Below are 21220 nucleotides of genomic sequence, written 5' to 3'. Positions count from 1 at the left end.
GTACTCTCACGTCAAACCGGTGTCGGGTGCCGACGCCAAGGATCAAGTGTGAACGTGAAGTACGATGCGATTGCCGGGGCCGACGAGGCACGGTCGAATCCGGCCTCCGGATCCGGTCGGGATTCGCGCTGGTCCGAGCCCGGGGGGCGCGCGCCCGAAGGCGCCCAGCGGCGAAACCGTAGCCGCAGCTACGCGRCTCTCGACCTCGGAACCAACAATTGTCGCCTGCTCATCGCGGAGCCTGCCCATTTCGGATTTCGTGTCATCGACGCGTTTTCGCGCATCGTGCGCTTGGGCGAAGGGCTCGGACACGGCAACCAGCTCGGCGCCGACGCGATCGAGCGCACCATCGATGCGCTGCGAATCTGCCGCGACAAGATGGCGGCGAAGGACGTGGCGCGCGCGCGTCTCGTGGCCACCGAGGCCTGCCGTCTTGCCGCCAACGGGCCGGCGTTCGTCGAGCGCGTCCGCGAGGAACTCGGGCTGACGCTCGAGATCGTCGATCGCAAGACCGAGGCATATCTGGCGGTGACGGGCTGCGCCTCGCTGGTCGATCCCGACGCCGATTCCGTCGTGGTGTTCGATATCGGCGGCGGATCGACCGAGATCGCATGGCTCGACGGTCCTGCCACCAACATGCTGGTCGATCCCTGCGGACGCATCCGGGCCTGGGATTCGCTGCCGGTCGGGGTGGTGACGCTGGCCGAGCGGCACGGCGGTGTGAAGGTCACGCGGGAGAGCTTTCGCGGCATGGTGGAGGAGGTGACGGAGCGCTTGTTCAGCTTCAACCTCGCGGCGTCCGCGTCCGGCGAGGGTGCGAATTTCCATCTGCTCGGGACCTCAGGCACGGTCACGACCATCGGCGGCATCCACCTCAAGCTTCCACGCTATGATCGCCGCCGCGTTGACGGTATGTGGATGCGGAACGCCGAAACCACCGGCGTGCTCGAACGCCTGCTGAATTCGGATTACGACGAGCGCGCCGCCAACCCCTGCATCGGGCGCGAGCGCGCCGATCTGGTCCTGGCGGGCTGCGCCATTCTCGAGGCGATCCGGCTGGCCTTCCCATCGGATCGGCTGCGGATCGCGGATCGCGGACTTCGCGAAGGAATTTTGATGAACATGATGCGTGACGACGGGGTCTGGCGCCAGGAGGCGTATCGATGACCGTCAGCAAGCCCGGCTCGGGCGTCCGCAACATGAAGCAGCGGGTGAAATCCGCGAACAAGCGTTCCCTGTCGTCGAAAATCTGGCTCGAACGCCAGCTCAACGATCCCTACGTGGCGCGCGCGAAACGCGAGGGCTACCGCTCCCGCGCGGCGTTCAAGCTWCTGGAGATCGACGAGAAGTACAACCTCCTGAAGCCCGGCCAGCGCGTGGTCGATCTCGGCGCCGCCCCGGGCGGCTGGGCGCAGATCGCCGCCCGCAAGGTCGGCGCCAAGGGGCGGGTGGTCGGCATCGACCTTCTGCCCATCGACCCCATGCCGGGCGTCGATTTCATCGAGCTCGACTTCCTCGACGAGAGCGCGCCGGGGCAGCTCATGGAGCTACTCGGCGGGCCCGCCGACGTGGTGATGTCCGACATGGCGGCCAACACGACCGGTCACAAGAAGACCGATCACCTGCGGATCATGGGTCTCGCAGAAGCGGCGATCTATTTCGCCCGCGAGGTGCTGGCGCCGGGCGGCAGCTTTATCGCCAAGGTGTTCCAGGGCGGCACCGAGGGCCAGTTGCTGGCCGACCTGAAACGCGATTTCGCGGTGGTCCGCCACGTGAAGCCGGCGGCGAGCCGCGCGGGATCGGCGGAACTCTACGTGATGGCGACCGGTTTCAGAGGCACGGCCGGCAACGAGAAGCCCGACTACTAACCGGCGCTTTCCGAAAGCCGTCCGTCAAAGGACAGGTTCATGGCTCCGCACCGCATCGGCATCATCGGCTTCGGCAAGATCGCGCAGGATCAACACCTGCCCGCCATTCGCGCCAACCCGGATTTCGAGCTCATGGCGGTGTCGAGCCAGCGCGGGCTGTCGCCGCAGGACGCAAGGTACACCTTCGTCGATTACCGCGAGATGCTGAAGCTTCCGGACCTCGACGCGGTGGCGATCTGCACGCCGCCGCAGGTGCGGCACGACATCGCCAAGCAGGTGCTTCTTGCAGGAAAGAGCGCTCTCCTCGAAAAGCCGCCCGCCGCGACCTTGAGCGAACTCGAAGACCTGAAGCGCATCGCCTCGTCGACGGGAAAGACCCTCTTCACGGCCTGGCATGCCCAGCATAACGACGGCGTCGACGCGGCCGAAAAGGCGCTCAAGGGCCAGACGATCAGGCGCCTGCTGATCACCTGGAAGGAGGATGTGCGGCATTGGCATCCGGGCCAGGAATGGATCTGGCAGGCGGGAGGTTTCGGCGTCTTCGATCCGGGCATCAATGCCCTGTCGATCCTCAGCCGGATCGCGCCGCAGCCGATCTTCGTCAAGCAATCCCGGCTCGAATTTCCCGCCMACCGCGACGCGCCGATCGCCGCCGCCCTCGTGTTCGAATCCGGTGTCGAGGGCGAGGATCTCCAGGCAGCGTTCGACTGGCGCCAGACCGGTCCGCAAAGCTGGGACATCGAGATTGAAACGACGGCGGGCCAGCATCTGCTGCTGAGCGAAGGCGCGGCCCGACTCGCGATCGACGGCAAGGTGGTGGTCGACGAGAAGCCTTCCGAGTATGCGGGCGTCTACCGGCAATTCGACGCGCTGCTGAAGACGGGCGCCTCCGATGTGGACGACGTGCCGTTTAGGCTCGTGGCGGACGCGTTCATGATCGGCAAGAGGGTGCAGGTCGAGCCGTTCGAAAGCTGAGAGCGGCTTTTCCCTCCCCCTTGCGGGGAGGGTCAGGGTGCGGCGCCATGCTCGATCCAGTCCGGCGCTCACACCCCCACCTCCAACTCCTCCCCGCAAGGGGGGAGGAGAGCAAGTCGCACCCTCACGCCAGCTGTTTCTTCAAGAACGCCACTGTCCGGCCCCACGCAAGGTCCGCCGTGGTCTTGTCGTAGCGGGCGGCGTTGGTGTCGTTGTTGAAGGCGTGGTTCGCGCCCTCATAGACGTGGATCTCGTAGGTCTTTCCGGCCTGCTTGAGCGCCGCCTCATAGGCGGGAATGCCCGCATTGATGCGCTCGTCGAGGCCGCCGTAATGGAGCATCATCGCGGCCTTGATCTTCGGCACGTCCTCGGCCTTGGGCTGGCCGCCGTAATAGGCGATCCCTGCCGACAGGTCGGGATCGGCGGCCGCCAGATTGTTCACCGCGCCGCCGCCCCAGCAGAAGCCGACGGCGCCGACCTTGCCGTTGCTGTCCGACAGGCCCTTGAGATAGGCGATCGCGGCCCGGCCGTAGGCGATCACGTCGGGCTGCTTCAACTGGCCGATCATGTCGCGGCCCTTGTCCTCGTCGGCGGGCGTGCCGCCCATGGGAGAGAGATAATCGAGGCCGAGCGCCACGAAGCCCTCCATGGCCATGCGGCGGGTGACGTCCTTGATGTGCGGATTGAGGCCGCGATTCTCATGGATCACCAGCACCGCCGGCAGCTTTCCGCCCGCCTTCGGCTTGACGAGATAGCCTTTCAGGCCGGGCGCGGCGGGAATGTCGACCATCTCGGCGACGATGCGCGCATCGTTCTCCGGAATGGTCTGGGCCTGCGCGTAGTTGTTCTGCAGAACGGGCAGCAGCGCGGTGGCGGCCGCCGTGCTGCCGGCGAGGGCGGCGAGCTTGTCGATGAAGGAGCGGCGGCTCATGCCCCCATGGGTAAAATCGTCGTAGAGATCGATGATGCGTTTATCCACGGGCGTCCTCCAGGTTGTTGCTCGGGCACGCGGCAGGATAGAGCATCCTCAGCGCGGTTCCACTCCGACTTCGAGCCCGGAGGAGGGCGGCTCTTTCCGAAACGCGCGATGCCCCGACATCTCGGCGCCCGCGTCCGGCGGCAGCTTGACGAAGACGAGTGCCGACAGGGCGGCCACACAGGCCACCACCCAGAACGCGATGGCGAAATCCTGCGGGCCGATATGCTCCGCGCCGCGCATCCGGCCCGCCGCCTCCAGCGCCCCGGCTCCCAGCGCCACGCCGATGCTGAGCGAAAGCTGCTGCGAGACGCTCGACAGGCTGGTGGCCGAGCTCATGTCCCGGTGCGAGACCTCCGCATACGCAATGGCGTTGAGGCTCGTGAACTGCATCGAGCGGAAGCAGCCGCCCGCGAACAGGATCGTCATCATGATCCAGTGCGGAGTGGAAGGGGTGAAGAAGCCGTTGAGACCGATGAAGACCGCGCCGATGAGGGCGTTCACCACCAGAAGCCGGCGAAAGCCGGTGAGTTCCAGCACGCGCTTGGCGAGCGTCTTTGTGAACAGCGCGCCCACCGCCGAGATGAAGGTGATGGAACCCGATGCCAGGGGCGAGAGGCCGAAGCCGATCTGCAGCATCAGGGGCAGCAGGAAGGGGATCGCGCCGATGCCGATCCGGAATAGCGAGCCGCCGACGATGCTGGCGCGGAAGGTCTGCAGCTTCAACAGGCTGAGCCGCATGACCGGGTGTGGCGTTCGCCTGGCGTGGAGAACGAACAGGACGACGCAGATCGTGCCCACCACCACGCAGGCGACCGACACCCGCAGCGGGATCAGATGCCCGCCCGAGGCGAAGCCCAGCATGAGCAGGGCGAGCCCGACGCCCGACAGGAGGAAGCCCACGAAATCGAGCGGCGGAATGTTCTCTTCCCTGATGTTCGGGATGAACCGGATGGACAGAAAAATGCCGAGGATTCCGATGGGGATGTTGATGAAGAAGATCCAGCGCCAATCGAAATAGGTGGTGATGAAGCCCCCGAGCACCGGTCCGAGGATGGGCCCGATCATCGCCGGGATCGTAAGCGTCGCCAGCGCCTGCACCACCTCGTTGCGCGGGACGCTGCGCAGCAGCACCAGACGTCCCACCGGCACCATCATGGCCCCGCCCATGCCCTGGATGAAGCGCGCCACGACGAAGCCTTCGAGAGAATTGGCCCAGGCGCACGCGAGCGAGCCTCCCATGAAAACCGCCAGCGCCGCCGTGAAGATGGTCTTGGCGCCGAAGCGATCGGCCATCCAGCCCGAAATCGGGATGAAGATCGCCAGACCGACCAGATAGGACGTGATGGCAAGCTTAAGCGCGATGGGGTCGACCCCGATATCCTGCGCGATCATCGGCAACGACGTCGCGATCACGGTGGAATCCGTGTTCTCCATGAACAGGGCGGTGGCGATGATGAGGGGCAGGAGGCGCGAAGGTCGCATGACTCTGTGGACTTAACGTCATCGCTAAAAGTTGCAAACCAAATCGGCCCGTCCCGGGTCCTGCGCCACGCAACGCTGCCCTTCGGGGATTGCGGACGCGGAATGCTTTGCGAAACCCGAACCGCGTGCTACGGACCCTCGCCAACCTCAGGTCGCGGAAAAGCGCGATCCGTTCACCCCTTGTTCCCAGGAGTTGGCCATGGCCCGCATTTTCGATCAGATCATCGAAGGCCTCACATTCGATGACGTCCTGCTGCGGCCCGGTCGCTCGGAGGTCCTGCCCAGCGACGTCGACATCGCCACACAGCTCACCAAGACCATCAGCCTCTCGCTTCCCATCATCGCCTCCGCGATGGACACCGTCACCGAAGCCAAGATGGCGATCGCCATGGCGCAGAGCGGCGGCATCGGGGTCATTCACCGGAACCTCGAGCCGGACGCCCAGGCCGAGCAGGTTCGCCTCGTGAAGCGATACGAGTCCGGCATGGTGATGAACCCCATCACCATCCACCCGGACGAGACCCTGGCCGACGCTTTCGCCCTCATGAAACATCACGGCATCTCGGGTATTCCGGTGGTCGAGCGCGGCCCCGGCGGCTCCAACGGCAAGCTCGTGGGCATCCTGACCAACCGCGACGTGAGGTTTGCCAACAATACGTCGCAGAAAGTCTCCGAGCTGATGACCAAGGACCGGCTCATCACGGTCCGCGAGGGCGTCAACCAGGACGAGGCCCGCCGGCTACTGCACCAGTTCCGCATCGAGAAGCTTCTGGTGGTGGACGATCATTACCGCTGCATCGGCCTGATCACCGTCAAGGACATCGAGAAGCAGGTCGCCCATCCCAACGCCGCCAAGGACAGCCAGGGGCGACTGCGCGTGGCTGCCGCCACCACCACCGGCGAGCAGGGCCTGGAGCGTTCCGAGCGCCTGATCGATGCCGGCTGCGACGTGATCGTCGTCGACACCGCCCACGGCCATTCGGTCAGGGTGCTGGACAGCGTTACCCGCGCAAAGAACCTCTCCAATGCCGTGCAGGTGATCGCCGGGAACGTGGCCACCCGCGAGGGCGCCAAGGCGCTCATCGATGCCGGTGCGGATGCGGTGAAGGTCGGCATCGGGCCGGGCTCTATCTGCACCACCCGCATCGTCGCGGGGGTCGGCGTCCCGCAATTGACCGCCATCATGGAGGCGGTGGAGGCCGCCGTCGAGGCGGGTATCCCGGTCATCGCCGACGGTGGCATCAAGTTCTCGGGCGACCTCGCCAAGGCGATCGCGGCGGGAGCCTCCTGCGCGATGGTGGGCTCGCTGCTCGCCGGCACCGACGAGACCCCGGGAGAGGTGTTCCTCTACCAGGGCCGCTCCTACAAATCCTATCGCGGCATGGGCTCGGTCGGCGCGATGGCGCGCGGCTCGGCGGATCGCTATTTCCAGGCCGAGGTTCGCGACACGCTCAAGCTCGTGCCGGAGGGCGTCGAAGGGCAGGTGGCCTACAAGGGCCCGGTTTCCGGCGTGCTGCACCAGCTCTCGGGCGGCCTGCGGGCGTCCATGGGTTATGTGGGCGCGGCGAACCTGCAGGAATTCCACGACAAGGCGCAGTTCATCCGCATCACCAATGYGGGCCTGCGCGAAAGCCACGTCCACGACGTGACCATCACCCGCGAAAGCCCCAATTATCCCGGCCGTTCCTGAGCGGCGGCGTCCCGACCTCGTGTGAAAGCAGATCATGACCATCACCGCCATCCTCCTGCCGGTCTTCGTGCAGGTCGCCCTGACATTCCTGCTGCTTGTGTGGACGGGGCGGTCCCGCGTCGGGACGATCCGGGAAGGTCAGGTCAAGGTCGCCGACGTGGCGCTCGGTCAAAACAGCTGGCCGACGAAGACGCAGCAGGTTTCGAACGCCTATGGCAACCAGTTCGAGCTGCCGGTGCTGTTTTTCGTGCTGGTGGCGTTCGCCATCATCACGCGCAAGGCCGATCTTCTGTTCGTGGTGATGTCATGGATGTTCGTCGTCACGCGGCTCTTTCATGCCGGGATCCATGTCACGTCGAACCGCATCCAGCATCGGTTCACTGTTTTTCTCATCGGCGCGATCATCCTCATCCTGATGTGGATCATCTACGCCCTGCGGATCTTCGCTGCCGAGGCCGGCATCTGACGATCCCCGTGCATCGGCGACCACGCGCGCCAAGGCGCTCGTGGCGCCCAAAATCGATTGTGAAGTTCCATGATTCCAGCCGCGCGCCTTTCAGCCTGCATTGAAGTTCTCGGTGATATCGAAACCCGTCGTCGCCCCGCGACCGATGCCCTCAAGGATTGGGGCCTCGCTCACCGTTTCGCGGGTTCGAAGGACCGCGCGGCGATTGCGAGCCTCGTGTACGATTCGCTGCGGCGCAAAGCCTCCGCCGCATGGGTGATGGGCGAGAACACGCCGCGCGCCGTGCTGCTCGGCATGCTGGTGCTCCAGCGCGGCATGTCCTTTGCCGAGATCGCGCGGCTGTTCACCGGCGAGCGCTTCGCGCCAGAGCCGCCGACCGGCGAGGAGCGGGCCAGGATCGAGGGCGCCGATCTGAAACAGGCCCCGGCGCACGTCGCGGGCGATTTTCCCGAATGGATCGAGCCCTCGCTGAGAGCGGTCTTCGGCGACGATCTCGTGCCCGAGATGCAGGCCCTCACGGGCCGTGCGCCCCTCGACCTTCGGGTGAACGCGCTCAAGGTTGAAACCCGCTCCGAGGCTCACGACGCTCTGCCGCATCTCGCCGCTGTGGAAACGCCGCTCTCGCCTTACGGCCTGCGCATTCAACCGGGAGAGGACGGTCGCGGACCGGCCGTGCAATCGGAGCCGGAATTCATCAAGGGTTGGATCGAGATCCAGGACGAAGGCTCTCAGATCGCTGCGATTTTATCCGGCGTGCAGCCGGAGGAGCAGGTCGTCGATCTCTGCGCCGGGGGCGGGGGCAAGACGCTCGCGCTCGCCGCGATGATGAACAATCACGGCCAGCTCTACGCCACCGACTCGGACGCCCGCCGCCTGGCACCGATCCATGAGCGCGTCACCCGCGCCGGCATCCGCAACGTCCAGATCCGCACCCCGCGCGCCCGCGCCGACGCGGTGGCCGATCTCGACGGCAAGATCGACTGCGTGGTGGTGGATGCGCCCTGCACGGGCATCGGCACATGGCGGCGCAACCCGGACGCCAAATGGCGCCTGCGCCCCGGCAGTCTCGACGTGCGCCGCAACGAGCAGGCTGTCGTGCTCGACCGCGCCGCTTCGCTCGTCAAATCCGGAGGCCGCGTCGTCTACATCACCTGCTCGATCCTGCCCGAGGAGAACGACGAGGCCGTCTCGGCCTTCATCACCCGCCATCCCGGCTTCAAGCCGGTTCCGGTCGCGGAGGTGCTGGCCCGGGCCGAGATGGAGAAGCTCGCGCCGCTTGTCCGCAACACGACGCACGGGCTCCAGATGACGCCGCTAAAGACCGGCACCGACGGATTTTACGTGGCGGTGCTTCGCAAGGATTGACTGTCCTTTTCCACCGTTGCTCCCAAAACCTCAACGCCATAGAACGCAACCCATGACCCAATCCCACGACAAGATCCTCATCGTCGATTTCGGCTCCCAGGTGACCCAGCTCATCGCCCGGCGCGTTCGGGAGGACGGGGTTTATTCGGAAGTGGTGCCGTTCCAGAAGGCCGAAGAGGCTTTCCGCGAGATGAAACCGAAGGGCGTGATCCTGTCGGGCGGGCCGGAATCGGTGACGCTGGAGACATCGCCCCGCGCACCGCAAAGCCTCTTCGATTCCGGCGTGCCGGTCTTCGGCATCTGCTACGGCCAGCAGACGATGGCCTCGCAGCTCGGCGGCGAGGTCGAAGGCGGCCACCATTCCGAATTCGGCCGCGCCGAGGTGGAAGTGCTGACCGAGAGCCCGATCTTCCAGGGCGTCTGGCAGGTCGGCCACAAATATCCCGTCTGGATGAGCCACGGCGACCGGGTCACCCGCCTGCCGCCGGGCTTCGAGACGCTGGCGATCTCTCCCAACGCGCCGTTCGCCGTCGTGGCGGACGAAAAGCGCAAGTTCTACGCGGTGCAGTTCCACCCCGAGGTGGTCCACACGCCGCAGGGCGCGCAGCTCATCCGCAACTTCGTCCGCGACATCGCCGGCTGCCGCGGCGACTGGACCATGAAGGCGTTTCGCGACGAGGCCATCGAGCGCATCCGCGCGCAGGTCGGCACCGGCCGGGTGATCTGCGGCTTGTCCGGCGGCGTGGATTCGGCGGTCGCGGCGGTGCTCATCCACGAGGCCATCGGCGACCAGCTGACCTGCGTCTTCGTCGATCACGGCCTCATGCGGGAAGCCGAGGCAGAGCAGGTCGTGACGCTCTTCCGCGACTCGTACAACATCCCGCTCGTCCATGTGCAGGCGCAGGATCTCTTCATCGGCGCGCTCGAGGGCGTGTCGGACCCGGAGGTCAAGCGCAAGACCATCGGCCGGCTCTTCATCGACGTGTTCGACGAGGAGGCCAAGAAGATCGGCGGCGCGGATTTCCTGGCGCAGGGCACGCTGTATCCGGACGTCATCGAGAGCGTGTCGTTCACCGGCGGGCCCTCGGTCACGATCAAGAGCCATCACAACGTGGGCGGCCTGCCCGAGCGCATGAACATGAAGCTCGTGGAGCCCCTGCGCGAACTCTTCAAGGACGAGGTCCGGGTGCTCGGACGCGAGCTTGGATTGCCCGAGGCGTTCGTGGGCCGGCACCCGTTCCCGGGTCCCGGTCTTGCCATCCGCGTCCCCGGCGAGATCACCCGCGAGAAGCTCGACATCCTGCGCCGCGCCGACACGGTCTATCTCGACGAGATCCGCAAAGCCGGCCTCTATGACGACATCTGGCAGGCTTTCGCGGTGCTGCTGCCGGTCAAGACCGTCGGCGTCATGGGCGACGGGCGCACCTACGATTACGTCTGTGCCCTGCGCGCCGTCACCTCCGTCGACGGCATGACGGCGGATTTCTACCCCTTCGAAATGTCCTTCCTCGGCCGGGTCGCCACCCGCATCATCAACGAGGTCAAGGGCATCAACCGGGTCACCTACGACATCACATCGAAGCCCCCCGGCACGATCGAGTGGGAGTGACCGGGACCGGTACCCAGGCTTGGATCGAACATCATGAGCGACCCTGAGAAAGAGAAATCTCCATCCCAGCTGATCGACGAGCGGATCGAGGCGCTGGGAGACTGGCGCGGCGAGACGCTCTCCCGGCTGCGGGGGTTGATCAAGCAAGCCGTTCCGGACGTGATCGAGGAATGGAAGTGGCGCGGCGTTCCGGTGTGGTATCGCGACGGGATGATCTGCACCGGAGAGACCTACAAGAACGCCGTGAAGATGACCTTTGCCAAGGGAGCCTCGCTTGACGACCCGGCAGCCCTCTTCAATGCAAGCCTCGAGGGAAATACCCGGCGCGCCATCGACTTCCACGAGGGCGACGCGATCAATGAGACGGCCTTGAAAGCACTCATCCGAGCGGCGGCGACGCTGAACGGGTCCCGCGCGCATCGCTGAAACAGCGGACAAGCCGTTCGACGGAGCTACACCGCCGTCCCGACCAACGCCCCGATGCCTGCCGTCAACGCCATCGCGAGCGCGCCCCAGAACGTCACGCGCAAGGTCGCGCGGATGACGTTCGCGCCGCCCGCACGCGCGCCGACGGCACCGAGCAACGCGAGGAAAAGCAGGGACGCCACGGAGACGACCGGCACCAGCAGGGATGTGGGTGACAGCACGACCATCAGGAGGGGCATCGCGGCGCCGATCGCGAACGTGGCGGCCGAGGTGAGGGCAGCCTGGATCGGCCGCGCGGCTGTGACGTCCGAGATCCCAAGCTCGTCCCGCGCGTGGGCGCCGAGCGCATCCTTCGCCATCAATTGGTCGGCGACTTTAAGGGCGAGTTCCCGCTCGACGCCGCGCTCGATATAGACCTGCGCCAACTCCTCGCGCTCGAAGGCGGGCTGACTGGACAGTTCGGCGCGCTCCCGCGCGAGGTCGGCCTGTTCGGTGTCGGCTTGCGAGCTGACGGAGACGTATTCGCCGGCAGCCATCGACATGGCGCCCGCCACCAGTCCCGCGATCCCGGCGACCAGCACCTCGGAACTCGCAGCGGAGGCGGCGGCGACGCCGACGATCAGGCTCGCGGTGGAGACGATCCCGTCATTGGCGCCGAGCACGGCGGCCCGCAGCCAGCCGATGCGCGAGACGAGATGACGCTCGGTGTGGAGGCGGCTCACGATGGTCCCCCGATCGTTGTCCCGATAACGCCCGTGTCGCTTATGGAATTTTGGGCGGCGTGTCGAAGTTCAAGCCGGGCAGGCCGCCATCCCCGGGCAATCCGGGCATGAGGATATCGTCGAGGCTCTTCTGCACGGCCGCGGGGTCGACTTTCACGCCGCTGCCTTTGTAGTGCATGACGATGTTGGGGAACATGACGACGATCGCCACCATGATGACCTGGATGACCACGAACGGCACGGCGCCCCAATAGATCTGACCCGTCGTGACCGGTTCCATGCGCTTGCCGGTGAGACGGTCGATATAGGGCACCTTTGGCGCGACCGAGCGCAGGAAAAACAGCGCGAAACCGAAGGGCGGGTGCATGAAGCTCGTCTGCATGTTCACGCCAAGGATCACGCCGAACCAGATCAGGTCGATGCCGAGCTTTTCGGCCGGGGGGCCGAGGAGCGGCACGATGATGAAGGCGAGCTCGAAGAAATCGAGGAAGAACGCAAGGAAGAACACCAGGACGTTGGTAAAGATGAGAAAGCCCGTCTGGCCCCCGGGAAGCGACGTCAACAGGTGCTCGACCCAGACGTGGCCGTTGACGCCGTAGAACGTCAGCGAGAACACGCGCGCGCCGATCAGGATGAACAGCACGAAAGCCGAGAGCTTCGCGGTCGCCTCCGTGGCCTGGCGGACGARGTTCCAGTTGAACCGGTTGGGATTGTTGTCGAGACGCCGCTTGACCGCCGCGAGGATGAGGGAGCCGAGCGCGCCCATCGCGCCGCCTTCCGTCGGCGTGGCAAGGCCGATGAAGATCGTGCCGAGGACCAGGAAGATCAGCAGGAGCGGTGGCACCATCACGAAGGTGGTCTGCGTCGCCATCCGCGACATCAGCCGGAAGCCGGTCATCCGCTCCAGCACGCCGACGATGAGCGCATAAATCGCGCCGGCGAGGATCATCTCCATGAGAAGGGCGAGCGATTCGTAGCCGATGTTGTGGAGATAGACGTAGAGCGCGACCAAAGCCGCTACCAGAATGGCCGAGAGGACGACCCGGCGGGCGCCGAGCATCAGGTCCATCAGGGCGCAGATGAGGGCCACCACGGTGGCGACACAGATCGTCAGAATGACGAAGTCGGCGCCGGACTTCGTGGCGGTCTGCGACAGCACGTAATAGCCGACGAGGCCCGAAAAGACTACTAGGATGCCCAACTGCCAGACGCCGCGCGACCCGTTCGGTTCGCGAAACCCGATCGCCTCCCTGGGCAGGCCCGGTGCGGATTTCGGGAAGATGAGCGCCATCAGCGCCACGTAAACGGCATAGAGACCCGCGAGGATGATGCCGGGAAGGAACGCGCCCTCATACATGTCGCCGACGGAGCGCCCGAGCTGGTCGGCCATGACGATGAGAACCAGCGACGGCGGGATGATCTGCGCCAGCGTTCCCGAGGCTGCGATGACACCCGATGCGAGGCGCCGGTCGTAGCCGTAGCGCAGCATGATGGGGAGCGAGATCAGGCCCATGGAGATCACCGAAGCGGCGACCACGCCGGTGGTGGCGGCGAGCAGCGCGCCCACGAAGATGACCGCGAAGGCAAGCCCGCCGCGCACCGGCCCGAAGAGCTGGCCGATGGTGTCCAGCAGGTCCTCGGCCATGCCCGAGCGTTCGAGGATCAGGCCCATGAAGGTGAAGAACGGAATCGCCAGCAGCACCTCGTTCGACATGGTGCCGAAGACGCGGTCGGGCAGGGCTCCGAGGAGCGGCCAGGACAGGTTGATGGTCTCGGGCGCGTAGGGCGCCAACTCCACCGCGAGGAAGAAGAACAAGAGGCCGTTCGCGGCGAGCGAGAAGGCGACCGGATAACCGAGGAGCAGAAAGATCACGAGCGCCGCGAACATGATCGGCGCGAGGTTCTGGGCGATGAGGACGGCCATGGGCGAAATCTCCGAAATCAGGAAAGCGGGGCGCGCACCGGATTACCGGATGCCGTCGCCCGGAGGTTCGCCGCCCAGCGGCGCGACGGGATCGGCCAGTTCGGCCAGAAGACGCTCGGCCTCGGCTTCCGCCGAATGCACCGTCGGAGCTTCGTCCACGAGGTCGCCGCGCATGATCGCGATGCGTTTCACGACCTCGCTGAACCATTGCAGGCCCAGCAGGCAGAAGCCCAGAAGGATGAGCCCCTTGGCGGGCCAGATCAGAAGGCCGCCCGCATTGGACGACACCTCGCCCGAGAGATAGGAGCGCCAGAAATAGGGCACCGACAGGTAGATCATCAGCGCCACGAACGGCAGCAGGAAGAACAGGTGCCCGAACAGGTCGATCCAATCGCGCTTCCGCTTGGTCAGCATGTTGGAGATGATGTCGATGCGGATGTGCTCGTTGGCTTTCAGGGTCCAGGGCGCGCACAGCATGAACACCCCGCCGAACAGATACCATTGCAGCTCGAGCCAGGCGTTGGACGACACGCCGAAGATGCGCCGGATAATGGCGTTGATGGCCGAGACGAGGATCGCCACGACGATGGCCCAGGCAACGGTCTTGCCGATGCGTTCGTTGAAGGTGTCAATGGCGCGGCTGATGCGAAGGAGCGCTTCCATCGGTGTTTCCCCCTGACATTGTATCAGTTGTGGTTGAGGTTTTTGCTATCGAACTCCGCGCCGTAGCGCTAGCCCTCAGCCCTCTCCAACTTATCCGACTTAAGGCGTGTGGCCACGGTTCTTTCGTGTCGCGGCCCAAACCAGGATCGGAGAAAAAGCCCGTAAATCCTAGCCCTGGGACAATCAACACTGGAAAGCGCCCAATATTTCGGCATCTTGTCGGCTGCTTCGATCCCTCAAGCCGCGAGACGCCACCGTGACCCTTTTGATTCTGGGCTTGCTCCTGTTCGTTGGAATCCACGCCTTCACCATGGCGCGGGGGCAGCGGGCGGGGCTGATCGCCCGCATCGGAGAGGGCCCCTACAAGGGTCTGTACTCGCTCCTGTCGCTCGCCGGGATCGTGCTCATCGCCATCGGCTTCGGGCAATATCGCGGGGCCGGCTATATTCCGGTCTGGAATCCTCCCGTCTGGACGCGCCATCTCGCGCTCCTCCTGATGTGGCCGCCCTTCATCTGCTTCGCCGCCGCCTATCTGCCGGGACGGATCAAGGCTCGGCTCAAGCACCCGATGCTCGCCGGCGTGAAACTCTGGGCGCTGGCCCATCTTCTCGCCAATGGCGACCTCGGCTCGATCCTGCTGTTCGGCTCGATTCTGGTTTGGGCCGTCCTCGCCCGCATCAGTTTGAAACGGCGGGATGAGGCCAAGGCTCACGGCGCGCCGCTCGGCCTATCGTCAGGACTTCGAAACGACACCCTTGCGGTCGTCATCGGGACGGTGGCTTATGGGGTGTTTCTCGTGTGGCTTCACCCGCTGCTGATCGGCGTCGCCGTTCTTCCTTCGCAAGGCTAGAGTTCGTCCCATGTCCGTCCAATCCGATATCCGTCGCCTCACCGCTCCCGACATCCGCGCGCGCAAGGGTGGCGAACCGATCGTCATGCTGACCTCCTACCATGCCCACACGGCCCGTCTGGTCGACCAGCATGCGGACGTGATCCTTGTCGGCGATTCCCTCGGCATGGTGATGCACGGCATGGAATCGACGGTGCCGGTCACCCTCGACATGATGATCCTGCAGGGATTAGCGGTGATGCGCGGCTCGAAGCGGGCGCTGGTGGTGGTCGACCTGCCGTTCGGCGCCTATGAGGAGAGCCGCGAGCAGGCCTTCCGCTCGGCCGCCCGCATCCTGAAGGAAACCGGCTGCGGCGCCATCAAGCTCGAAGGCGGCGCGCGCATGGCCGAGACCATCCGCTTTCTCACCGAGCGCGGCGTTCCGGTGATGGCCCATGTGGGCCTGACCCCCCAATCCATCAACGCGCTGGGCTCRTTCAAGGCGCAAGGTCGTGACCGTGCCGATTGGCCGGTTTTCCTCGCCGATGCCAGGGCGGTGGCGGATGCGGGTGCGTTCTCAGTCGTGGTTGAGGCCGTGGCCGAGCCGCTGGGCCGCGAGATCACCCAGGCGGTCGCCATCCCCACCATCGGCATCGGCGCCTCGGTTGCCTGCGACGGGCAGGTCCTGGTGCTCGAGGACATGCTCGGCCTCACGCCCTGGTCGCCGAAATTCGTCAAGCGCTATGGCGAACTCGGGCCCAACATCGCCAAGGCCGTGGAGACCTACGCGAAGGAGGTCCGCTCGCGCGCGTTTCCGGGGCCCGAGCATACTTACGCGGAGAAAAAGCAGGCGCCGTGACATCGCGCAACTCCGTCGACATTTCGCTGCGTCATCCAGCCATTTCTGAGGAGTGGCTCAAGTTTGATCACAGCCGTTCCGGGGCGGCGCCATCGGGCTCGAAATGACGGAGGTCACGCGCCACCGGAATGTTGCGATGCGTTGATGCGCTGCTCTCAAGACGCCACGACCATCGCGGATGAAAACTGGTGAGCGTTTGCCGCCGGGCCCTGCTCCGCCGTCCAGATTGATGATGTTCCCGTTATCGTTTCCAATTTGGGGTCCGGAAATATCCAATGGCGGCCTGATTGTCCTCGGGGCGACGACCAGCTCGTCGGCGGTTCGGGAGCGGATCATCTGGTCGGCGGCCTTGGCAACAACGTGCTCGAAGGTGGTGACGGCGCCGATACGCTCGCCGGCGTTTTCGTGCGGCTGCCACGTCGTCTAAAAATTCGCTACGCCACCATATTCGCCAGCGCGATGTCCGCACTGCTTGCCCCGGTGAGCGGGGGATGAACCGGCATGATGGTGCCGACGCCTTCCTGGCTCCGGATGCGCGAGCTTCCGCCATGGAGTCGGTGAGCGAGCCGGCGATGACACGAGGCTGTCACCCTACCACCATGAGAATGTATGACTTGCGACGTGGGAACGCGTCCTTCCCTGCGTTAATGAGAGCGATCACCCTCTCGCCTTCATAGGGGGGGTGTGATAGGCGAACCTCTTTGATGAAGGAGGCGGCGCCGCCGCAGGAGAAGCATGGCTCCCAACGACGAGTTCATCCGCGAGGTCGACGACGAATACCGTCGCGACCGCGTGGCGCAGATCTGGAAGCGCTATAACGGCCTGATCATCGGCGGCCTTCTGGTCATGCTGGCCCTGGTGGGCGGCTGGCGCTACTGGGAGCACGCGCAGGAAACCCGCGCTCAGGAGGCCGGGGCTCGCTTCGAGGAAGCGCTTCGCCTGTCCCGCGACGAGAAGAGCGACGAATCCAAGGCCGCGTTCGAAGCGCTCGCGAAGGAAGCGGATGGGGGCTACGGCCTTCTCGCGCGCTTCCGCCTCGCCGCCGAGCTCGGACAGAACAGCGCCGAGGATGGCGCCACCGCCTACGACGCTCTGGCGGGCGATTCCAAGCTCGCGCCGCTCTGGCAGGATCTCGCGCGCCTGCGCGCCGCGTGGCTTCGCCTCGACACCGCCGAGGCGTCGAATGTGCGGCCGCCGCTGGAACGGCTGGCGGTTCCCACCAATCCGTGGCGCCATTCCGCCCGCGAGCTTCTCGGCCTGTCGGGCCTGAAGACCGGCGAGATGGATTTTGCCGGCAAATGGTTCGACCAGATCGCAGCCGACCGCGAAACGCCCCAGTCCCTGAAACAGCGCCTTGCCGTCTATACCGCGCTGGTTGCCGGCGGCCCGGTGCAAGTCACCCAGTGAGGACATGACATGACGCCTCTCGTCGCCATCGTCGGGCGGCCGAATGTCGGCAAATCGACCCTGTTCAACCGTCTCGTCGGCAAGAAGCTCGCGCTCGTCGACGACAAGCCCGGCGTCACGCGCGATCGCCGCGAAGGCGAGGCGCGTCTCGGCGATCTGGAATTCCGCATCATCGACACCGCCGGGCTGGAAGAAGCCACCGAGGAATCGCTGCTCGGCCGCATGCGCGCCCAGACCGAGGCCGCCATCGGCGATGCCGACGTCATCCTCTTCGTCATCGACGCCCGCGTCGGTATCCTCCCCGCCGACCGTCCCTTCGCCGAAATGGTGCGCCGTTCCGGCAAGCCCGTCATCCTCATCGCCAACAAAGCCGAGGGAAATGCCGGGATGGCGGGCGCCTACGACGCCTTCTCGCTCGGCCTCGGCGACCCGGTGCCGTTCTCGGCCGAGCACGGCGAGGGATTGTCCAATCTGTTCGAGGCGTTGATGCCGTTCTTTCCGGACCCCAATGCGGAGCCCGAGGAGGACGAGGCGGAATCCAACAAGCCGCTTCAGGTGGCGATCGTCGGGCGGCCGAATGCCGGCAAGTCGACCCTCATCAACCGCATGATCGGCGAAGATCGCCTGCTCGTCGGGCCCGAGGCCGGCATCACGCGGGATTCCATCTCGCTCGACTGGAACTGGCGCGGTCGCGAGATCAAGCTGTTCGACACCGCGGGCCTGCGCAAGCGCGCGCGGGTGGAGGACAAGCTCGAAAAGCTCTCCGTCGCGGATGCGCTGCGCGCCGTGCGGTTCGCCGAAGTCGTCGTCATCCTGCTCGACGCCACGATCCCGTTCGAGAAGCAGGACCTGTCGATCGTCGACCTCGTCGAGACCGAAGGCCGCGCCCTCGTGATCGGCGTCAACAAATGGGATCTGGTGGCCGACCAGCAGGGCCTTCTCAAGGACCTGAAGGAGAAGGCGACCCGCCTGCTGCCGCAGGTTCGCGGTGCGCCCGTCGTGCCGCTCTCCGGCCTTGCCGGAACCGGCATCGATCCCCTCATGAAGGCGATCGTCGAAGTCTATGAGACCTGGAACCGCCGCATCTCGACCGCGAAGCTGAACCAGTGGCTCGAAGGCGCGCTGGAGGCGAACCCTCCGCCGGCGGTGTCGGGCCGCCGCATCAAGATCCGCTACATGACGCAGATCAAGGCCCGCCCGCCGCATTTCGCGATCTTCGGCAACCAGCTCGACGCCCTGCCGAAATCCTACTCGCGCTACCTCGTGAACAAACTCCGCGAATCCTTCGACCTGCCGGGCGTGCCGATCAGGCTCTCGATGCGGATGGGCGAGAACCCGTACGACAAGGGCAAGAAGTGACGGGGTGAAGTAGTGAAGGGGTGAAGGGGTGAGTAGTGAAGTAGTGTGAAGACGTGCGCAGGTTTCACCCTTAACCCTTTGACCTTTTCACTATTTCACCTTTTCAACTTTTTCACCCTATTCCGGCATCTGCGGCGTCAGCACCTTGCCTTGCGGGAAATCCCAGATCTTGCCGGTTTCGGTCCATGAGGGCAGGGCGAGGTCGAGGATGTGGGGGGCGAGGTCGTCCGGGGTCTTGAGGGTCGTCGGGTCTTCGCCGGGCATGGCGGCGCGGCGCATATTGGTGCGCAACGGGCCGGGATTGAGGAGCATGACCTTGAGCGGCGTCGTCACGGTTTCGGCCGCATAGGTGCGCACCAGGACTTCGAGGGCCGCCTTGGAGATGCCGTAGGGGCCCCAATAGGCCGTGGCCTTGTGGGCCGCGCCCGACGACACGAAGATCGCCCGGCCCGCATCGGATGCGCGCAGGAGCGGATCGAGCGAGCGGATCAGCCGGTAATTGGCCGTTACGTTGATCGCCATCACCTCGTCCCAGACTGCCTGGTCAATATGGGTGATGGGCGCGAGTTCGCCGAGGATGCCGGCATTGCCGAGCAGGATATCGAGCTTGCCCCAGCGCTCGTGGATGGCGGCGCCGAGCCTGTCGATCGCGGGGAAATCCTTCATGTTCATCGGCACGAGCGTGGCGGACGAACCCTTGGCGCGAATCTCATCGTCGAGGGATTCGAGCGCGCCTTGCGTCCGGGCGACGGCGATGACGTGCGCGCCGGCCTCGGCGAAGGCGAGCGCCGCCGCGCGGCCGATTCCGCGCGAGGCTCCGGTGACGACCGCGACGCGGTTCGAGAGGGGCTTGGTCATGTTACCTCGAAGGAATGCGGCTAATCGGCTTCGGCGAGCAGCGACAGCCGGCGCGGCGTCGCGATGGCGAGATCGGTCAGCGGAGTCGGATAATCGCCCGTGAAGCAATGGTCGGTGAATTGCGGCTGGGCCGCATTGCGCGCGCCTTCGCCCATGGAGCGGTAAAGCCCCTCGATGGACAGGAAGGCCAGCGAATCCGCCCCGATATAGGCGCGCATCTGTTCGAGATCGTGGGTCGCTGCCAGCAGCTTGTCCTTCTCGGGCGTGTCGATGCCGTAGAAATCCGGGTGGGTGATGGGCGGGCTGGCGATGCGGAAATGCACCTCCCGGGCGCCTGCTTCGCGCATCATGCGCACGATCTTCACCGAGGTGGTGCCGCGAACGAGACTGTCGTCTACGAGAACGATGCTCTTGCCCTCGACGGCGGAGCGGTTGGCCGAGTGCTTCATGCGAACGCCGAGCTCCCGCACGGATTGCGTCGGCTGGATGAAGGTACGGCCCACATAATGGTTGCGGATGATGCCGAGTTCGTAAGGCAGGCCGGAGGCGCGCGCGAAACCCAGCGCGGCCGGGACGCCGGAATCGGGCACGGGGATGACCACGTCCGCATTGGCGGGGGATTCGGCTGCGAGTTGCTGTCCCATATTCTTGCGCACGTCGTAGACGCTGCGGCCGTTCACGATGGAATCGGGACGGGCGAAATAGATGTATTCGAAGATGCACGGACGGGCCGGTTGCTCCGGGGCGAAGCGGTAGGATTCGATGCCCTCGTCGGAGATCACCACGGCCTCGCCGTTCTCGATGTCGCGAACGAAGCGCGCGCCGATGATGTCGAGCGCGCAGGTCTCCGAGGTGAGGATATAGCGGCCGTCGAGTTCGCCGAGAACGAGGGGGCGGATGCCGAGCGGGTCGCGGGCGCCCATCAGCTTCTTGTTGGTAAGCGCCACCAGCGAATAGGCGCCCTCGATGGTCTTGACGGCCTCCAGGAACCGATCGACGACGCGCTTCTCGCGGCTGCGCGCGACCAGGTGGACGATCACCTCGGTGTCGGTGGTGGATTGGCAGATTGCGCCATCGCGGATGAGGTTGCGGCGAAGCGTCAGGCCATTGGTGAGATTGCCGTTATGGGCCACCGCGAAACCGCCGCCGTCGAGTTCGGCGAAAAGCGGCTGGACGTTGCGCAGGATGGTGCCGCCGGTGGTGGAATAGCGCACATGGCCGATGGCCGAGAGACCCTCGAGCCGCTCGATGACCGAGCGGTCGGAAAAGCCGTCGCCGACGAGGCCGAGACGACGCTCCAGATGAAACACCCCGCCATCGAAGGAGACGATGCCCGCTGCTTCCTGCCCACGGTGCTGGAGGGCGTGAAGGCCGAGGGCCGTGATGGCAGCCGCATCCGGGTGGCCATAGATGCCGAAGACGCCGCATTCCTCGCGCAGGGTGTCGCCTTCGAGGTCAAGATCGACATTCTTGGGCTCGACCTGCCGCGTCTCTGACCATGCCGACATTTTCATTTCCCCGGATTTGCGAAACCGTCAGGCTCGCCAAAACCCTATGTAGGCGGCCTCGCGTCAAACCGCCATGTGCATCGGTAACGCCTCCCATGCGGAAAGCGCAACGTCCTATCCTCGCGGCTGGGCCGGTTGGCCCGGGCGCGGCGCGGTCGATCCGGCCGGCGCACCCGGACTCGGCGCTCTCGCCGGGGGCGCGCCCGCGGCGGGCGCATTGGCGGGAGGCGC

20 protein-coding genes are annotated in these 21220 nt (G+C 65.5%); 13 read left to right on the top strand and 7 right to left on the bottom strand.

Going from position 1 to position 21220, the window contains the following annotated elements:
* Window positions 1-48 precede the first annotated feature (48 nt).
* From AC1DVM_RS14630 to AC1DVM_RS14620, 3 genes are read left to right on the top strand one after another with little or no spacing between them, the layout of a single operon-like run.
* A complete protein-coding gene (locus tag AC1DVM_RS14630) occupies window positions 49-1167 on the top strand; it encodes a Ppx/GppA phosphatase family protein (protein WP_477255336.1) in 1119 nt (372 codons plus the stop codon).
* Window positions 1164-1868: an RlmE family RNA methyltransferase gene (locus AC1DVM_RS14625; protein WP_477255334.1), complete on the top strand. Its 705-nt coding sequence runs from the start codon at window positions 1164-1166 to the stop codon at window positions 1866-1868. Before AC1DVM_RS14630 ends, AC1DVM_RS14625 begins: the two co-directional genes overlap by 4 nt.
* A gap of 39 nt (window positions 1869-1907) precedes the next feature.
* Complete coding sequence (locus tag AC1DVM_RS14620; protein ID WP_477255332.1) at window positions 1908-2843, top strand: Gfo/Idh/MocA family protein; 936 nt, start codon at window positions 1908-1910, stop codon at window positions 2841-2843.
* 124 nt (window positions 2844-2967) lie between these two features.
* Here the strand turns inward: AC1DVM_RS14620 and AC1DVM_RS14615 are convergent, their stop codons facing one another.
* Window positions 2968-3822 carry a dienelactone hydrolase family protein gene (locus tag AC1DVM_RS14615; RefSeq protein ID WP_477255330.1) on the bottom strand — a complete coding sequence of 285 codons (855 nt, stop codon included), beginning with the start codon at window positions 3820-3822 and terminating at the stop codon, window positions 2968-2970.
* 48 nt (window positions 3823-3870) lie between these two features.
* A complete protein-coding gene (locus tag AC1DVM_RS14610; RefSeq protein WP_477255328.1) occupies window positions 3871-5304 on the bottom strand; it encodes a DHA2 family efflux MFS transporter permease subunit in 1434 nt (477 codons plus the stop codon).
* 199 nt (window positions 5305-5503) lie between these two features.
* On the opposite strand from AC1DVM_RS14610, the gene guaB reads away from it, so the two are divergent.
* From guaB to AC1DVM_RS14585, 5 genes are all read left to right on the top strand, one after another.
* Complete coding sequence (gene guaB, locus AC1DVM_RS14605) at window positions 5504-6994, top strand: IMP dehydrogenase (protein WP_477255326.1); 1491 nt, start codon at window positions 5504-5506, stop codon at window positions 6992-6994.
* Between the two features lie 34 nt (window positions 6995-7028).
* Window positions 7029-7460, top strand: coding sequence for an MAPEG family protein (locus AC1DVM_RS14600; RefSeq protein ID WP_477255324.1), 432 nt, complete (start codon window positions 7029-7031; stop codon window positions 7458-7460).
* A gap of 69 nt (window positions 7461-7529) precedes the next feature.
* A complete protein-coding gene (locus tag AC1DVM_RS14595; RefSeq protein ID WP_477255322.1) occupies window positions 7530-8825 on the top strand; it encodes an RsmB/NOP family class I SAM-dependent RNA methyltransferase in 1296 nt (431 codons plus the stop codon).
* A gap of 52 nt (window positions 8826-8877) precedes the next feature.
* A complete protein-coding gene (gene guaA / locus AC1DVM_RS14590; protein WP_477255320.1) occupies window positions 8878-10434 on the top strand; it encodes a glutamine-hydrolyzing GMP synthase in 1557 nt (518 codons plus the stop codon).
* A 33-nt stretch (window positions 10435-10467) separates the two neighbouring features.
* Window positions 10468-10860 (top strand): DUF1801 domain-containing protein, encoded by a 393-nt coding sequence (locus tag AC1DVM_RS14585; RefSeq protein ID WP_477255318.1) that lies wholly within the window; start codon window positions 10468-10470, stop codon window positions 10858-10860.
* 26 nt (window positions 10861-10886) lie between these two features.
* Here the strand turns inward: AC1DVM_RS14585 and AC1DVM_RS14580 are convergent, their stop codons facing one another.
* Genes AC1DVM_RS14580 through AC1DVM_RS14570 form a run of 3 tightly spaced genes read right to left on the bottom strand, consistent with a single transcriptional unit; the run spans window position 10887 to window position 14169 of the window.
* Window positions 10887-11582, bottom strand: coding sequence for a VIT1/CCC1 transporter family protein (locus AC1DVM_RS14580; protein ID WP_477255316.1), 696 nt, complete (start codon window positions 11580-11582; stop codon window positions 10887-10889).
* A 40-nt stretch (window positions 11583-11622) separates the two neighbouring features.
* A complete protein-coding gene (locus tag AC1DVM_RS14575) occupies window positions 11623-13506 on the bottom strand; it encodes a TRAP transporter large permease (RefSeq protein ID WP_477255314.1) in 1884 nt (627 codons plus the stop codon).
* A 42-nt stretch (window positions 13507-13548) separates the two neighbouring features.
* The gene (locus AC1DVM_RS14570) at window positions 13549-14169 is read right to left on the bottom strand and encodes a TRAP transporter small permease subunit (RefSeq protein ID WP_477255312.1); all 621 of its coding nucleotides are present in this window, start codon (window positions 14167-14169) and stop codon (window positions 13549-13551) included.
* A 256-nt stretch (window positions 14170-14425) separates the two neighbouring features.
* Between AC1DVM_RS14570 and AC1DVM_RS14565 the strand changes: the two genes are divergently transcribed.
* From AC1DVM_RS14565 to der, 5 genes are all read left to right on the top strand, one after another.
* Window positions 14426-15019: an NnrU family protein gene (locus tag AC1DVM_RS14565; protein WP_477255310.1), complete on the top strand. Its 594-nt coding sequence runs from the start codon at window positions 14426-14428 to the stop codon at window positions 15017-15019.
* A 10-nt stretch (window positions 15020-15029) separates the two neighbouring features.
* Window positions 15030-15857: a 3-methyl-2-oxobutanoate hydroxymethyltransferase gene (panB, locus tag AC1DVM_RS14560; RefSeq protein WP_477255308.1), complete on the top strand. Its 828-nt coding sequence runs from the start codon at window positions 15030-15032 to the stop codon at window positions 15855-15857.
* A 255-nt stretch (window positions 15858-16112) separates the two neighbouring features.
* Entirely contained in the window at window positions 16113-16352 is a 240-nt protein-coding gene (locus tag AC1DVM_RS14555) for a hypothetical protein (protein WP_477255306.1), read from the top strand.
* A gap of 240 nt (window positions 16353-16592) precedes the next feature.
* The gene (locus tag AC1DVM_RS14550; RefSeq protein WP_477255304.1) at window positions 16593-17264 is read left to right on the top strand and encodes a tetratricopeptide repeat protein; all 672 of its coding nucleotides are present in this window, start codon (window positions 16593-16595) and stop codon (window positions 17262-17264) included.
* A gap of 9 nt (window positions 17265-17273) precedes the next feature.
* Window positions 17274-18623 (top strand): ribosome biogenesis GTPase Der, encoded by a 1350-nt coding sequence (der, locus tag AC1DVM_RS14545; RefSeq protein WP_477255302.1) that lies wholly within the window; start codon window positions 17274-17276, stop codon window positions 18621-18623.
* 117 nt (window positions 18624-18740) lie between these two features.
* Here the strand turns inward: der and AC1DVM_RS14540 are convergent, their stop codons facing one another.
* Complete coding sequence (locus AC1DVM_RS14540; RefSeq protein WP_477255300.1) at window positions 18741-19481, bottom strand: SDR family NAD(P)-dependent oxidoreductase; 741 nt, start codon at window positions 19479-19481, stop codon at window positions 18741-18743.
* Window positions 19482-19501: 20 nt separating this feature from the next.
* Window positions 19502-20989, bottom strand: coding sequence for an amidophosphoribosyltransferase (gene purF, locus AC1DVM_RS14535; protein ID WP_477255298.1), 1488 nt, complete (start codon window positions 20987-20989; stop codon window positions 19502-19504).
* Window positions 20990-21220 lie beyond the last annotated feature (231 nt).

The sequence above is a fragment of the Microvirga sp. P4_A5 genome, from assembly GCF_056402495.1.
The sequence above is the reverse complement of the archived record's forward strand: the minus strand, read 5'-3'. Positions and strand labels throughout refer to the sequence as shown.

Coding starts and splice junctions, on each gene's coding strand:
- AC1DVM_RS14550 (WP_477255304.1), top strand. CDS start 16,593: ATGGCTCCCAACGACGAGTTCATCCGCGAGGTCGACGACGAATACCGT.
- AC1DVM_RS14540 (WP_477255300.1), bottom strand. CDS start 19,481: ATGACCAAGCCCCTCTCGAACCGCGTCGCGGTCGTCACCGGAGCCTCG.
- der (WP_477255302.1), top strand. CDS start 17,274: ATGACGCCTCTCGTCGCCATCGTCGGGCGGCCGAATGTCGGCAAATCG.
- AC1DVM_RS14595 (WP_477255322.1), top strand. CDS start 7,530: ATGATTCCAGCCGCGCGCCTTTCAGCCTGCATTGAAGTTCTCGGTGAT.
- AC1DVM_RS14610 (WP_477255328.1), bottom strand. CDS start 5,304: ATGCGACCTTCGCGCCTCCTGCCCCTCATCATCGCCACCGCCCTGTTC.
- AC1DVM_RS14585 (WP_477255318.1), top strand. CDS start 10,468: ATGAGCGACCCTGAGAAAGAGAAATCTCCATCCCAGCTGATCGACGAG.
- AC1DVM_RS14600 (WP_477255324.1), top strand. CDS start 7,029: ATGACCATCACCGCCATCCTCCTGCCGGTCTTCGTGCAGGTCGCCCTG.
- purF (WP_477255298.1), bottom strand. CDS start 20,989: ATGTCGGCATGGTCAGAGACGCGGCAGGTCGAGCCCAAGAATGTCGAT.
- guaA (WP_477255320.1), top strand. CDS start 8,878: ATGACCCAATCCCACGACAAGATCCTCATCGTCGATTTCGGCTCCCAG.
- AC1DVM_RS14570 (WP_477255312.1), bottom strand. CDS start 14,169: ATGGAAGCGCTCCTTCGCATCAGCCGCGCCATTGACACCTTCAACGAA.